This window comes from Staphylococcus sp. HMSC036D05, from assembly GCF_001836225.1.
Classification (GTDB): domain Bacteria; phylum Bacillota; class Bacilli; order Staphylococcales; family Staphylococcaceae; genus Staphylococcus; species Staphylococcus caprae.
Map to the genome: position 1 here is coordinate 617,093 of NZ_KV827781.1, position 15,068 is coordinate 632,160.

The 15,068-nt window shown below is 33.5% G+C and carries 13 protein-coding genes and 1 pseudogene; 2 read left to right on the forward strand and 12 right to left on the reverse strand.

The window, feature by feature from the left end; all coding sequences use genetic code 11:
* Window positions 1-32: 32 nt before the first annotated feature.
* The 6 genes and pseudogenes from recG to HMPREF2580_RS07525 form a co-directional block, all read right to left on the reverse strand.
* Window positions 33-2,081: an ATP-dependent DNA helicase RecG gene (recG, locus tag HMPREF2580_RS07505; protein ID WP_070831653.1), complete on the reverse strand. Its 2,049-nt coding sequence runs from the start codon at window positions 2,079-2,081 to the stop codon at window positions 33-35.
* 223 nt (window positions 2,082-2,304) lie between these two features.
* Window positions 2,305-2,574: an excalibur calcium-binding domain-containing protein gene (locus tag HMPREF2580_RS12475; RefSeq protein ID WP_232019016.1), complete on the reverse strand. Its 270-nt coding sequence runs from the start codon at window positions 2,572-2,574 to the stop codon at window positions 2,305-2,307.
* Window positions 2,554-3,159 (reverse strand): annotated as a pseudogene (locus tag HMPREF2580_RS07510) (thermonuclease family protein); the annotation flags it as partial. The pseudogene HMPREF2580_RS07510 and the gene HMPREF2580_RS12475, both read right to left, overlap by 21 nt.
* A gap of 276 nt (window positions 3,160-3,435) precedes the next feature.
* A complete protein-coding gene (locus HMPREF2580_RS07515) occupies window positions 3,436-4,503 on the reverse strand; it encodes a Leu/Phe/Val dehydrogenase (protein WP_070831659.1) in 1,068 nt (355 codons plus the stop codon).
* Between the two features lie 236 nt (window positions 4,504-4,739).
* Complete coding sequence (gene fakA, locus HMPREF2580_RS07520) at window positions 4,740-6,398, reverse strand: fatty acid kinase catalytic subunit FakA (RefSeq protein WP_070831662.1); 1,659 nt, start codon at window positions 6,396-6,398, stop codon at window positions 4,740-4,742.
* A 14-nt stretch (window positions 6,399-6,412) separates the two neighbouring features.
* On the reverse strand, window positions 6,413-6,787 hold the full coding sequence (locus HMPREF2580_RS07525; protein WP_037541388.1) for an Asp23/Gls24 family envelope stress response protein: 375 nt from the start codon (window positions 6,785-6,787) through the stop codon (window positions 6,413-6,415).
* Between the two features lie 378 nt (window positions 6,788-7,165).
* Here HMPREF2580_RS07525 and rpmB point away from each other — a divergent pair, with 378 nt between their 5' ends.
* A complete protein-coding gene (gene rpmB, locus HMPREF2580_RS07530) occupies window positions 7,166-7,354 on the forward strand; it encodes a 50S ribosomal protein L28 (protein WP_002435210.1) in 189 nt (62 codons plus the stop codon).
* A 272-nt stretch (window positions 7,355-7,626) separates the two neighbouring features.
* On the opposite strand, the gene HMPREF2580_RS07535 is transcribed toward rpmB, so the two are convergent.
* From HMPREF2580_RS07535 to rsgA, 3 genes are read right to left on the reverse strand one after another with little or no spacing between them, the layout of a single operon-like run.
* Window positions 7,627-8,262, reverse strand: coding sequence for a thiamine diphosphokinase (locus tag HMPREF2580_RS07535; protein WP_070831665.1), 636 nt, complete (start codon window positions 8,260-8,262; stop codon window positions 7,627-7,629).
* Window positions 8,263-8,266: 4 nt separating this feature from the next.
* Window positions 8,267-8,911, reverse strand: coding sequence for a ribulose-phosphate 3-epimerase (rpe, locus tag HMPREF2580_RS07540; protein WP_002442490.1), 645 nt, complete (start codon window positions 8,909-8,911; stop codon window positions 8,267-8,269).
* A complete protein-coding gene (rsgA, locus tag HMPREF2580_RS07545; protein ID WP_070831668.1) occupies window positions 8,912-9,787 on the reverse strand; it encodes a ribosome small subunit-dependent GTPase A in 876 nt (291 codons plus the stop codon).
* Window positions 9,788-9,962: 175 nt separating this feature from the next.
* Here rsgA and HMPREF2580_RS07550 point away from each other — a divergent pair, with 175 nt between their 5' ends.
* Entirely contained in the window at window positions 9,963-11,150 is a 1,188-nt protein-coding gene (locus tag HMPREF2580_RS07550; RefSeq protein ID WP_070831670.1) for a CynX/NimT family MFS transporter, read from the forward strand.
* A gap of 78 nt (window positions 11,151-11,228) precedes the next feature.
* Here HMPREF2580_RS07550 and pknB read toward each other — a convergent pair whose 3' ends face one another.
* The 3 genes from pknB to rlmN are packed head-to-tail and all read right to left on the reverse strand — an operon-like array spanning window position 11,229 to window position 15,067.
* Window positions 11,229-13,226, reverse strand: a complete 1,998-nt coding sequence (gene pknB / locus HMPREF2580_RS07555) for a Stk1 family PASTA domain-containing Ser/Thr kinase (RefSeq protein WP_070831672.1) — start codon at window positions 13,224-13,226, stop codon at window positions 11,229-11,231.
* A complete protein-coding gene (locus HMPREF2580_RS07560; protein WP_070831674.1) occupies window positions 13,223-13,966 on the reverse strand; it encodes a Stp1/IreP family PP2C-type Ser/Thr phosphatase in 744 nt (247 codons plus the stop codon). Before HMPREF2580_RS07560 ends, pknB begins: the two co-directional genes overlap by 4 nt.
* Before the next feature lie 6 nt (window positions 13,967-13,972).
* Window positions 13,973-15,067, reverse strand: a complete 1,095-nt coding sequence (rlmN, locus tag HMPREF2580_RS07565) for a dual-specificity RNA methyltransferase RlmN (protein ID WP_070831676.1) — start codon at window positions 15,065-15,067, stop codon at window positions 13,973-13,975.
* Window position 15,068: the final 1 nt, after the last annotated feature.

Here is a 15,068-nt window from a genome sequence, read left to right on the forward strand (position 1 = left end):
TCGCTTACGAAAGCCTCTTTGCTGGGGCCCCGCTAGTCAAAGTTTGTATCTAGGAGGTTGTTTTGGATGAAGTTTCTGAGTTGTGTGTGGTTATTTTGGAAGAATTGGCCGGTTTGTATGAGTTGGGCTGCTTCATCTCTAGCGACTTCGAGCATGCGGTAGTCTTCAACGATGTTGGCTACAAGGAAATCTGGAAGTCCGCTTTGTTTTACACCAAAGAAGTCTCCTGGCCCACGCATTTCTAAATCTCGTTCACTTAGTTCAAATCCATCTGTAGTTTGAGTCATAATCGTCATTCTCTCGATACCCGTTTCAGTTTTAGGAGAGGCAATGAGCACACAATAACTTTGGTGTTCACTTCTACCCACACGTCCACGTAATTGATGAAGTGTTGATAATCCAAAGCGATCAGCATCGTAAATCATCATAAATGTTGCGTTAGGTACGTTAACACCCACTTCTACAACAGTAGTTGAAACTAAAATATCGATTTCATGATTACTGAACCTCTGCATCACGTCATCTTTTTCTTCAGCAGTTAATTTTCCGTGTAACAATCCAACTTTTTCAGTTCCATAATATTGTTGCAACGATTCGTACAGCGCCACCACATTCTGAACATCTTCTAAATGTTCTGAGCTCTCAATCAATGGACATATCACATAGGCTTGTCTACCCTTTCGTAATTCACTTGTCATTTGTGATAGCACTTGATCATATTGTTCATGTTTAGCCCAACTTGTGATAATAGGCTTTCGCCCTTTAGGCAATTGTTTAATTGAAGAAACATCCATTTCTCCGAAAACAGAAATCGCCAAAGTACGTGGTATTGGCGTTGCTGTCATGAAGAGTACATTGGTCATCGCGCCTTTTTCTCTTAATGATTGACGTTGATTCACACCAAATCGATGTTGCTCATCCGTAATAACTAGGCCTACATTTTCGAAAATAACATCGTCTTGAATAAGCGCATGTGTACCTATTAAACAATCAATTGAGCCGTTCTCCAACTGCTCTAAAAGAATACGACGCTTCTTGCCCTTAACCGAACCAGTTAAAAGTGCAACATTCATCGTATCTCCAAATAACTCTATTAAACTTTCCGCGTGTTGCTCAGCCAAAATTTCAGTTGGCACCATTAATGCGGATTGATAACCAGCTGTCTTTAAGGCATACATACAAATGGCTGCTACGACTGTTTTACCAGAGCCGACGTCACCTTGAAGTAAACGATGCATTCGAATTGGCGCCTTTAAATCTCTAAATATTTCATTAACACTCGCCTTTTGAGCGTCTGTTAACTCGAAAGGTAAACGGTCTATGAATTCCTTAACTTTATTGATATCATAATCAATTTCAATTGCCTCGTCTGAAGTTTTCTCCAAGCGATTCAACCATTGCATACGCAATTCAAACATAAAGAGTTCCGTAAAAGCATATGTACGTCTTGCTCTTAATAAACTTTGTTTATCTTTAGGATGATGTAATGTGCGGAGGGTATATTCTAATGTTTCTAATTTGTATTTTTCTCTTAAATCATCTGATAACCATTCATGTATCGATACGTCTTCTAACGCTTGTCTGATATTATCTCGAATTTGTTTCTGCTTAATTCCTTCTTTAATACGATACACAGGTTCTAATTGAACGTCATCTTGAGTCGTTTGTTCATTGAAGAACATGCGATTTCCGTTGATTTCTTGCTTAGCACGATTCCACTTACCTTTGACGGTAACAGTACCATGTAATTCGATTTTCTTTTTTAAATAGGGTTGATTGAAAAAGACACACTTCACAGCAATATTGTTTACCATGATGTGAACAGTTAATTTGGATTTATTTCTACCAAAAAAAGCTACAGCAGGCGTTGAATAGACTTCACCTTGTACTGTAACAGTGGATTGATCTTCAGCTTGATTTAAATCAATGACTGTATTGTCCTCGTAACGAGTAGGTAAATACAATACAAGATCTTCGACGGTATGTATATTTAATTCTTCTAATAGTGTTAATCGTTTGGGACCGATGCCCTTAATTTTATCTAGAGTGTAAGGACTCTCGATTAAATGCACTTTTGTCATGATCCATCACCTAATACTTTTTGTCGTTTTCATTAGTACTTAAATTATATTCTATCATGTTCATCGTAATAATTTGATTGACACGTATTATATTTTTCTTCACTCACTTGGAATATAAAAAGGCGCCCGAAAAGTTAGAATTTTGAGCCAACTTTTTGGGCGCTTTCATAATGGAAATATTATCTTCAGTGACACCATCACTGATTTGATAAATTTGAAATGATTATCTTACTTCACATGCATAATTATCTTTATCTCTATCTAGTTTTGGTTGATATGCTGGATGTCCTTTTCTAACACCATGAGGATATTTTTTTCTTAAAGCAGTACAATTTTTAAAATATTCTTTTTTAGCTTTAGCTCTTGAAGATTTTTTTGATTTTTTAGAAGAATAATGCGTTATTGATTTTTTGGTAGTAGCAGTGTGCTTAGCTGTTTTAATATTTTTCGCTGAAGTTAAAGACGTGTTGACTGCGTTTTCTTCGCTCCAAATATTTAATTTTTCAGTCTTCGCTTTTGCTTCACTTTCTCTGATCTTTTTTTCATAAGTATTGTTTGGTGGGTAAACGTATTTAACCCTAGCAAGACCATCTCTTACAAGTGCATTGTTTACCATTACGCCGTCAGCATAGACATAAGCCAAATATCTTCCGTATTTATCAGTTTTTTGACCTTTGTCAAATTCTACTTCAATTTTTTTGGCGTTCGTCATCATTTTAGTAGTAAACGCACTTGCCTCAGGACCATATTTTTGAACTGGTTTTCTTGGGTCTTTCGTCTCTGGTGTGTCAATAAGTAATAATCTAAATGTTGCCACTTTACCTTTATAATTCAACTTTACTGTATCGCCATCAACCACTTTTACTAATGTAGCTTTCTCTTTATGTAATCCATTTGCTGCTTGTGCTTGGTTGAGATTTAAAGATTGACCTAACGTAGATAACAGAATAGTGAATATAAGAATAAGTGAGAAAAAGTGAGTAGATTTTAAATTATACTTTCGAGTGACATACTTTTGAACAGAAATAACTACAGAACACAAAGTTAAAAGTAACAATAAAAAAATTATCTTTTCCATTTTACACCTCTATTATTTGTAATATACATTCATTTTATAACATTTTAATCATAACTAGTGTATATTTTTGTAAAAAAAGTATTTAGAACTTAAATGCGACACTATATATGTATTTTGATTTTTTATTTTCTATAGTGAATTTAAAAATATAGTACTATATCTTAAATTTCGAGATATAAAATTAAATAAGCTCTTAAAATGAATTACGTTAAAAATTCATTTTAAGAGCTTTTATATAAGTGTTACGCCTTGTATTTATTTATGTTTTTATTCAATTTATTTTCTAATGTCATGAATATGAGACATTTGTTCCATTCTTTTTTCTGCAAAATGTTGTGACGCTTCAAGTGGTGTTTCGTTTTGTTCTTTAGAAATATCAAAGATGTGTTTTAATATTTGATCTATACCTTCAATACTTTCTTTTGCACGGTCTTCATTGTAGCCATTTAATTCATCCGCAGTATTGATAACCCCACCACTATTAACAATATAGTCTGGCGCATATAAAATACCTTTATCTTCTAACATTTTACTATGTGCATCTTCATCTTTTAATTGGTTATTCGCAGAGCCACAAACTGCCTTCACTTTTAATTGTGGAATCGTATCATCATTTAAGATACCGCCAAGTGCACAAGGGGCAAATATATCTGCATCAACTGAGAATATATCATCAGGTTCTACAAATTGAGCATTGAAATCATCTACAGCACGTTGTGCATTATCTTTATTAATATCAGTGACAATTAAATTCACACCATCTTCATTTAATAGACGACATAACTCATATGAAACATGGCCAACTCCTTGCACGGCAACAGTTTTACCTTCTAATGATTCATTATCAAATTTTTCTTTCGCTGTACGTTTCATAGCAATATAAATACCATACGCAGTCATTGGACTTGGGTTACCTGCAGAACCAAATGATTTACTTGTACCACAAACATATGGTGTTTCTTTATAAATTAAGTTCATTACATGTTCTGAAGTACCAACATCTTCAGCTGTATAATAACGACCATTTAATGTATTAACATAACGTCCTAAAGCTCTATAAAATGCTTCTTCATTTTCCTTATCAGGAGCTCCCATCACTACTGTCTTACCTCCGCCTAGGTCTAAGCCAGCAGCAGCATTCTTATAAGTCATTCCTCTAGCTAAATTCATAGCATCTTCAATGGCTTCTTGTTCTGATGCATAGTCATTTCTAACACGACAACCACCTAATGCCGGACCAAGCGTTGTATCATGAATACAAATTATTGCTTTTAGTCCTGTAGCTTTATCTTGGCAAAAGACGATTTGTTCGTAATCTTTTTGCTCCATTGTTTCAAAAATCATTAAGAATACCCCTCTCTTATAATTAATATCCATCAATTCTCTACCCTGAGATCTCGCGATTAATCTCAATTTAAAACACACACAATATTAGTTATATTAAGAATTATAAGAAAATTTTAAAATCAATATAAATGTTATTGTTCAAAATTAAAAACGGTAACTTCTATTTCATTTAAAAATAGAAATTACCGTTAAATATTAATCATTCAATTTTATTTTAAATACCAAATAATTAACTACTCGACTGCAAAGAAATATTGATAAATCGGTTGTCCGCCCTCATGTTGTTCAATTTCAACATCTGGATACGTAGACTCAATCCATTCAATCAGTTGATCAGTTACACTTTGATTAGAATCTTCTCCAATAATCATAGTTAAAATTTCACTATCTTCAGATAAAAGTTTTTCAAGTAATCCTTTAACTGCCGTAAATTGATCCGCATCACTTGTCACAATTTTATCTTCTGCAAGACCCATAAATTCGTCTTTTTTAATTTCAATTCCATCAATTTTAGTGTCTCTCACAGCGAAAGTTACTGAACCAGATTGTACTGTTTCTAAAGCTGTTTCCATATGATTTTTATTTTCATCAAGAGATGAAGCTTCATCATACTGGAATAAAGCTGTGATACCCTGTGGTATAGATTTAGTAGGAATAACAACTGTTTCTGCATCTACGATACTTGCAGCTTGTTCACTAGCCATTAAGATATTTTTATTATTCGGTAAAATAATCGCACGTTTACATTTCGACTGTTCTATTACTTTAACAATGTCTTCAGTTGAAGGATTCATGGTTTGACCGCCACTTATAATGTGTGTTGCTCCCATTGATTTGAATAATTCAGAGATCCCTTCGCCCATAGAAATAGTAATAACTGCCGTTTCCACAGTTTGAGGTGCATCTTGATCTTTACGATCTTGACCGTTTTGTTCTTTTCGAATAACTTCTCTATGCTGTTCTCTCATATTCTCAACTTTAAGTTTAATTAATTCACCGTATTGTTGGCCATAATTAAAAACATCTCCAGGATGTTCAGTATGAACATGGACTTTAACTATTTCATCATCGTTAATAACAAGTAATGAATCTCCGAATTCGCTCATATCATTACGAAATTCTTGTTCTTCAAATGGTTTTTTATTTTTACCGAAACGTACCATCATTTCCGTACAGTAACCATAAACAATATCTTCAGTATTAATTACACCGTGAAAATCATGATCATCATTTACAAGTGTTTCAGTATCTAATTTTGGAGTTTTAGCTTCAACTTTTTCTCCTTTTAGACCTTTTAAGAAACCTTCATAAACGCATAATAATCCTTTACCACCACTATCAACGACGCCTACTTCTTTTAGAACAGCTAATAAATTAGGTGTATTATCTAAAGATTCTTTTGCAGCACTAATCGTATGTTCCATTAATTCAACACAATCTTCAGTATCTTGAGCTTTTTCAACTGCTGCTTGTGCAGCGTCTTTAGCTACTGTTAAAATTGTGCCTTCAACAGGTTTCATGACTGCCTTATATGCAGTTTCTACGCCCTCTTGAAAACTGTCAGCGAGTTGTTGCGCGTTAATTTCCTTTTCATTTTCAATATTTTTACAAAAACCTCTAAATAATTGAGAGAGAATGACGCCTGAATTACCGCGTGCACCCATAAGTAGTCCTTTAGAAAACGTTTTTCCTAATTCTCCGATATTTTGAGATAAATTATTTTCAACTTCTTCTCGTCCTGAAGTAATGGTTAAATTCATATTCGTCCCTGTATCTCCGTCTGGAACAGGATACACGTTTAATGAATCTACTAAATCTGCATTATTTGATAAATTTTGAGCCCCTTGTATAATCATATCGGCAAATAATTTACCATTTATTTTGCTAATCATTTCACGTTGTCCTCCTAAAGCTTTTTGCCTGTATCGTTTACACGTACACCTTGTACGAAAATATTAATAGAATTTACTTTTACGTTTAGTGTCTTTTCTAAGGTATATTTAACTGTCGATTGCAGATTGCTAGCTACTTCTGATATTTTCACACCATAACTCACAATAATGTACATATCGACATCTATTGTTCCATTTTCTTCTCTTACTTTGATACCTTTAGCATAATTTTCATGACCTAGAATTTCAGCAATACCATCCCTTACTTGCTGTCTAGAAGCCATACCAACTATGCCATAACTTTCAACGGCCTTTCCACCTACCACTGATGCTATCACTTCATTTGAAATATCAATTTTACCGTAGTCGTTTGAGATTTCTAATGTCATTTTCATTTCCTCCTGAAAATTACAAGGTTTATGTTATATGTTAAAGGTATTTAAATTTCAATTTAGGTCTTTCACATATGATTTCAATTAAAATTCTTGAAAATTAAAAAATTGCCAATGTTCAAAATATCATTGAACTTGTTTTAATTACGATATCATTAATTACTATTTATAAATTCATTGTCTAAATTTAACTATATCTTTACAATATCATACTATATAACTCCACAGCTTACAATTATACCATAAATAATGGTTGAATAACGTTGTGATTTGTATTTATTTTAACTAAATATTGCTCTAAAGACGTATATGTGTTATCTTATTAAAGTATATAAGTAGTAATGTGTATTTATATTTATTAAAGGAGGTACTTTCATGGGTAAACAATGTTACGTAACAGGTCGTAAAGCTTCGACTGGTAATAATCGTTCACACGCTTTAAATGCGAACAAACGCAGATGGAACGCTAACCTTCAAAAAGTTAGAATCCTTGTAGACGGAAAACCTAAAAAAGTTTGGGTTTCTGCACGTGCTTTAAAATCTGGTAAAGTTACTAGAGTTTAATAGCTTGTCGACAAAGTAAAAATGATTAAGCAGACTTATAGAAAACCCTTCTCAATCGAGGAGTCGAAATGCATAACGACGGGATTTTACTATTAGTAAATGAGCTAGGCATGCATAAGACGACGATGAGTGAAAGAGTTTGTCTACAGTCTGGTTTAATAAATATAATGCACAAAAAAATGACCTTATGTGGAGGATCACATTTTTAAGACCTTAAAGGCGCTCAGCCTCTAAGGTCTTTTTTAGTTTATATTAACTTTTCCATTAAAACTTCAATCTGTACTACGCATCTGTATAACTTGACCTTTTTCAACACGAACTGTAGCAACATTATCTACAATTTCATTTGAAATGGTTAATGTCGAACCAACTTCTAACTGTTCATGATTAAGATTATACTTAAACCCATCTAATGATAATATGACCTCACCATTTAATGGAATGAATGAAATATATGGATAAGAAGTATCTCTCTTGATTCGATGCTCCCCTACATCTATGAGTGTTATATCATTTTGTTTATCAATCACTCTAAGTTGAATGTGTCGTTCGAGATATTGTGATTTCTGTAAAATTTGAAGCACGCCCATGAAATGATCTAATCTTCCACCAGTTGCTCCGTATATATTAATCTCAGAATACCCTTGTTCAACTGCTTTTTCTACGCATAAAGCTAAATCGGTATCATCTTTTTCTGCTTTAACAGGATGGATATTCAATTGATTCTTTAATATTTGACGTTCCTCATCATTTACAGAATCGAAGTCACCTACTGAGAATACAGGTTCAATACCATTTTCAATGAGTACAAGCGCACCTCTATCGACACCTGCCCACTTTGCACTCTTTTTCATTTTAAAAAGAGATTGAGGCAATAGTCGCTGAGAACATAGTAAATTGATTTCCATAACATCAACCTTTCAATGTTTCAGTTACTTGTGCATAATTGTCTTGTTTAAAGAAATATGACCCAGTTACTAACATTGTAGCACCCTGTTCAATACAAACTTTGCTCGTTTGATCGTTGATACCACCGTCAACTTCAATATCAAAAGTTAAATTATTCTCATGTTTAAGTTGATTAAGTTGTTCAATTTTATTAATACATTGTTCGATGAAAGACTGTCCCCCAAATCCTGGATTAACAGTCATAACCAAAACATAGTCCACATTACTTAATACTGGTAAAATTGTTTCAACTGGCGTGCCAGGGTTAATCACTACACCTGCTTTTTTATTCAATTGTTTAATTTCTTCAATTGCACTATGAATATGTGGCGTAGCTTCAACATGTACCGAAATCATATCAGCACCATGTTCTGCAAACAGCTTTATATATTTTTCAGGTTGTTCAATCATTAAGTGAACATCTATAGGTAAATTCGAATAGCTTTTGACAGCATCTAAAAGTGGTATACCTATAGAAATATTAGGAACAAATTGGCCATCCATCACATCAAAATGTAACCCATCAACATTCGCTTTTTCTAATTGGTCTAATTCTTCTTTTAAATTTAAAAAATCAACTGATAAAAGTGAAGGTAAAACTTTAACCATTTAATATCGTACCTTTCTATTAGAGATTTCATTAAATAACTGTAAATAATGATCATATCTAAACTGCGCAATGTTTCCCTCTTCTACTTGATTTTTCACATTGCATTTTGGTTCCTTAATATGATTACAATTTCTAAATTTACAACTTTGTCCTGATTCTTTAATATCCACAAAATAATTCTTTAAATCATCTTTCTCTATATGATTAAAGTCGAGAGCACTAAATCCAGGTGTATCGGCAATAAATCCATGACTTCTTTCATATAATTCGACATGTCTTGTCGTATGTTTACCTCTATTGAGAGACTTTGAAATATCATTTGTTTCAAGGTTTAACTCAGGTTGATAGTGATTAAGAAAAGTTGTTTTACCGACACCGGATTGACCACTTAATACGATTAAACCTTTACGCCATTTTTCCACAATTTTTATTTTATCATCTTTTTTTCCAATAAATTGCGTAGAATAACCTATATCTTCATATATCTTCAACATATCTTCAATGTATTCTATTTCATCAGATGAAGCCAAATCTCTCTTAGTAATGAGTATTCTTGGTTCTAGATGATATGAATGAGCAATAACTAAGAAACGATCAAGTAATTGTGTTGAAAATTGAGGTTCTACAGCACTCATCACTATGACAAGTTCATCAATGTTACTAACAGGCGGTCGCTTAAGTTCATTTTCCCTGTCATGTACATGATGGATATAACCTTCTTGTTGATTCTGAACTTCAAAATCTACGATATCTCCTACTATTGGAGAAAACTTCTTCTTTCGAAATAAGCCACGTGGTTTAGTGTCAAAACGAACACCTTCTACATCTACTTGATAAACACCACTTATTAATTTAACGATACGTCCAGTCTTCAAGTTGACACCTCTCTCATTTATTTTACTCTCAATATTATATCAAAATCGCTATGAATATAATATGTAAAACCTTAGTTACCTTGATTCTTCCTATAGTAAAAATTCGAAAATATATCTTGTCACTATTCATTTCAAGTGCTAAGATTTGTACATCTGTCAAAAAGGAGCGTCAATCATGCCTTATTACAAAACAAATAGGCACATTAATATAATATTATTTATTGGCATTATGCTAGTTGCAGCAAATTTGCGAGCGCCAATAACATCTGTGGGCGTAGCTTTGCCATCAATTAAAGACACATTACATACAACAAATAGCGCACTTAGCTTTATGACTGTTGTTCCTCTCATTGCATTCGGCATTGTCTCTTTTTTCGCGTCTAAAATTGGAAATGCTTTCGGTTTAGAAAGAACCATCTTTGTTGCTTTACTATTTATATTTATTGGAATTATTATAAGATCTATCGTTGGACTAAGTTGGTTATATGTAGGAACAATTTTCATTGGTGTGGGTATCGCATTTGGTAACGTCCTTGCCCCAGCAATTATTAAAACTCGCTTTCCAGTATATATGGGGACGATGATGGGCTTATACACTGTCGTTATGAATGTTGTCGGTAGTTTAAGTTCTTCAATTGTTAGCCCATTAACAACACATTTTAATTATTCTATTGCTTTAGGAATTATTGCAATCATCACCGCAGTTACTATAACGATTTGGGCATTTCAGTTGAAACAACAACCTCCCGAAGCTGTTAGTAACGTACATAGTCAAATCAATGTATGGAAGTCATTACTTGCATGGAGAGTAACAGTATTCATGGGCGCACAGTCACTCGTTTTTTATACAATCATTAACTGGTTACCAGAATTACTTACAGATCATGGCATTTCATTACAAACATCAGGTATCTATGTTTCATTATTGCAAATCGCAATTATACCTCTAACTTTTGTAACGCCAATTGTTGCTACGAAAATGAAATCCCAAGTACCTTTAACTTTATTAACAAGCATACTCTTTACGATTGGTGTATTATGCTTCATATTTGTTGATTACAAGTTCGTCTTGGTTGGTATTATACTCATTGGTGTAGCAAGCGGTTTAGCATTTGGATTAGCCAATACATTATTTGTAGTAAGAACCGAAAGTGGTCAAACGGCTGCTAAACTATCAGGTATGGCGCAATCAGTTGGCTATCTACTTGCAGCAATCGGTCCTTTCTTATTCGGAATTTTTCACGATTGGACGCACCAATGGACACTTTCACTCTGCGTTTTATTAATTGCATCCTTACTTATATTAGTATTCGGTACAAAGGCAGGTAGCCAGACTACAATTGAACAGACCAAAGTGAAATAAAAATTATTTAAATTATAATAAAAAGCATCCCTTTATACGTTAATTTTTAAAATTACATACAAAGGGATGCTTTTATTTTTAGTCATCATAGTCGACATCTTTGTCTGCGACAATTTTATCGTCTACGCGCACTGTATAGCCTGCTGTTTTACCTTTTTGAATTTTTAAAGGTATGCTAATTGTCTTATCTTTATTAATTTTATAAGTTTGAGATACAGAACTACCGCTATGATCTTTATCTCTAATGTATACTTCTACTGTTTGACTCTTACCTTTACTACCTGAATATGGTACTTTTACGGTTTCGTTAGTTGTTTTAACATCTGCATCATCACCATCGTCTTCTTGTTCACCTTTTGATACAGTTAGACGGATAACAGATCCTTCATCGATAGACTTATTTTTAGGTGATTGTGAAATAACTTTACCTTTCTTAACTTTATCATCATATTCTTGAGTTGCTTGTACTCTAAATCCTTTAGATTCGAGTTCTTTCTTAGCAGTTGAGTAGTCCTTGTTTTCATAATCACTGACGTAGACTTGTCGTACACCTAATGATTCATAAATCTTAATATGATGATCGTTTAATGCAACTTCACTGTTAGCAGAGATATTTTGTTCTGAAATCAGTCCTTTTTCAACAGAACGACTGTAAGCTTGTTCAACATCAATATCTTTTAATCCTAAATCTTTTAATTTACTGAGTGCTTTCTCTTTTGGCAAACCAACAAGATTAGGCATTTTTACTTTTTTAGGTCCTTTAGATAAAACGATATCAATGGTATCTCCTTCTTCTACACGTTCACCACTATTTGGATCAGATTTGATGATTTGGTTTTCAGGGTATTTATCACTATAACTTCTTGATATGTCCCCTAAAGATAAATGATGATCTTTTAGAATTTGTTCCGCTTCTTTTTCAGTTTTTCCTGATAAATCTGGCATTTCTTGATATTTATTACCAAATAAACCCATTCCTATAAATCCAATTAGACTAGCAAGTAACAATACAAAAATTAAAGAAAGCACAATAATTTTCACTTTCGAACGTTTCTTTTTATTGTGAGAAGGATAATAGCGTTCTTCTGGTGATTGGAATTCTTGTTGACGTGCTGGCTCATTCACAATTGGAATTTGCATTGTTTGGTTTAAATCATGCTCTCTTTCCGAGCTTTTCATTTTCTTGTTTAATTCATCTCTGGTTAAAGGAACCGTTTTCGTTTTATCTAGTTCATATTTACTTTCATTCACACGATTTTCGTGCAACGCGCTTGATAAATCATCATGCATTTCTTGTATTGTATGATAACGATTATGTTTATCCTTTTCAGTAGCACGTAAAATAACATTACTGAGAGATTGTGGTACTTCTCCCCGTTTATCCGTCGTAATATTAGGAATAGAATCTTGGATATGCTTAATAGCAATGCTTACAGCAGTTTCCCCATTGAAAGGAGGCTCGCCCACAAGCATTTCATATAACACAATACCAATAGAGTAGATATCTGTACCTTCATCTGTAGACTCACCTTTCGCTTGTTCAGGCGAAAGATATTGAACAGTACCTAAAACATGATTCGTTTGTGTAAGTGATGTCTCACTGAGTGCCTTTGCGATACCAAAATCGAAAATTTTAAGTGTTTTATTTTTATCTATTAAAATATTTTGAGGTTTAATGTCACGATGCACAATCCTCATGTCATGGGCATGTTTAATACCGCTTAAGATTTGCTCTGTAAATTTAATAGCTGTTTCTACAGACAGTGGACCATGATTATGAATATATTCAGCTAGCGTTGGTCCTTCAATGTACTCCATTACTAAATAGAAACATTCATCTTCTTCATCAACATCAATCATACTTACAATATTGTCATGCGAAAGTAAAGATGAATTATGTACTTCCCTTTCGAATCGTTTTAAAGTTTCCTCTTTTTCACGAGGCGGGATAGAAATCGCTTTAATTGCGACTTTTCGATTAAGTATTGTATCCTCAGCTAAATATACAATACTCATTCCGCCGCCACCAAGTTTGTCAATCACTTTATAACGATCGCTAATCATCTTTCCAATCATACTTTATCACCTTCCATAGCAGAAAGTATAAAGCTGACATTATCTTTTGAATCATGAGACATAGCGAGTTGCATTAGCCTCTCACCATGGTCATCAATTGATCCTTCCTGATTGAGTTCTTCTTGAATTTCATAATCTCTTACATAGTCCGTTAGACCATCAGAATTAAGTAAAAGAAAATCATAAAAATGTGTTCGCTTTACAAATAAATCAGGTGATACACGTTTATCTGTACCCATGACTTTAGTAATAATGTTCCTTTGAGGATGATTGAATGCTTCATCTTCTGTGATTTGGCCAGTAATAAGAAGATGATTTACAAATGAATGATCACTTGTAATTTGTTCAATTTGTCTTTGATTAACGACATATGCACGAGAATCTCCAACGTTAGCTACAACTACCTTTTTATCATAAACAATCGCACATACTAGCGTTGTTCCCATGCCATTATATGCAGGATGCTCTTGAGCGTAGTTATACAATTGAAAATTGATATCTTTAATGTTTGAACGCAACCATGATTCAGCTTGATGGATTTCGATAAGGTTTTCTTCTTCAAAACGTTTTTGAAGTTCATTTGTAACGAATTGACTCGCAACTTCACCTGCTTTATGACCACCCATACCATCGCATAATACCAACAATTGTTGATGTGTTTGATTATAAAATATACCGCCAGCGTCTTCATTTTTTTCTCGATGTTGTCCAGTATCAGTGAAAAATTGTGCGTTTAACATATGTCTTTACCTCGTTTCTACTTGTCGTTCCTTTGCCCTTAATTGGCCACACGCTGCATCAATATCTGATCCTTGTTCACGTCTAATTGTAGCATTGATTCCTAATCTCTTTAATTCTTTTTCAAACTTGAAAATATCTTCTCTCGGTGTTTTAACGTAATTACGCTCTGGTACATGGTTCACAGGGATTAAATTCACATGACAGTTAAGATCTTTAATTAGATGTGCTAATTCTCTGGCATGTTCCAGTTGATCATTAACGCCACCAAATAACCCATATTCAAATGTGACACGTCGATTTGTTTTTTCTTGGTAATATTGAATAGCTTCCATTAACTTTTCAACATTATAAGCACGATTAATCGGCATTAATCTTGAGCGGATTTCGTCCTTAGCACCATGAAGGCTTACTGCAAAATTAATTTGAATATCTTCTTCCGCGAAATCATAAATACGAGGAATGATACCTGAAGTTGAAACAGTAATATGACGTGCTCCAATATTTAAACTGTTATCATCGTTGACAATTCTTAAGAAATCCATCATTTCATCATAATTTTCAAATGGTTCACCAATACCCATTATAACAATTTGAGATACACGTTCCTCTGTTTCATCTAAAGCTTTTTGTACGGTTAACACTTGAGATACTATCTCACCAGCTTCTAGGTTACGTTTTAAACCACCTAATGTTGAAGCACAAAATGTACATCCGATACGACAACCAACTTGCGTCGTAACGCAAACAGAATTGCCATATTCATGTCTCATCAACACTGTTTCGATTGTATAACCATCTTGTAACTCAAATAAAAACTTGATTGTGCCATCCTTACTTTCTTGTTTTACAACTGTAGTTAGTGTCGTCATTGCGAAATTATCTTTTAATACTTGACGCAAATCCTTTGATAGATTTGTCATTTCATCAATACTATTTACGCGTTTCTGGTATAACCACTCAAAAATTTGTTTCGCTCTAAATTTTTGCTGACCATGGTCAATGAGCCATTGCTGCATTTCATCATAACGCAAAGAATAGATTGATTGCTTTTCGAAATCAGGTAAGAACTTGTTCTTTTTCTTTTTTTCTGCAGTAATCATT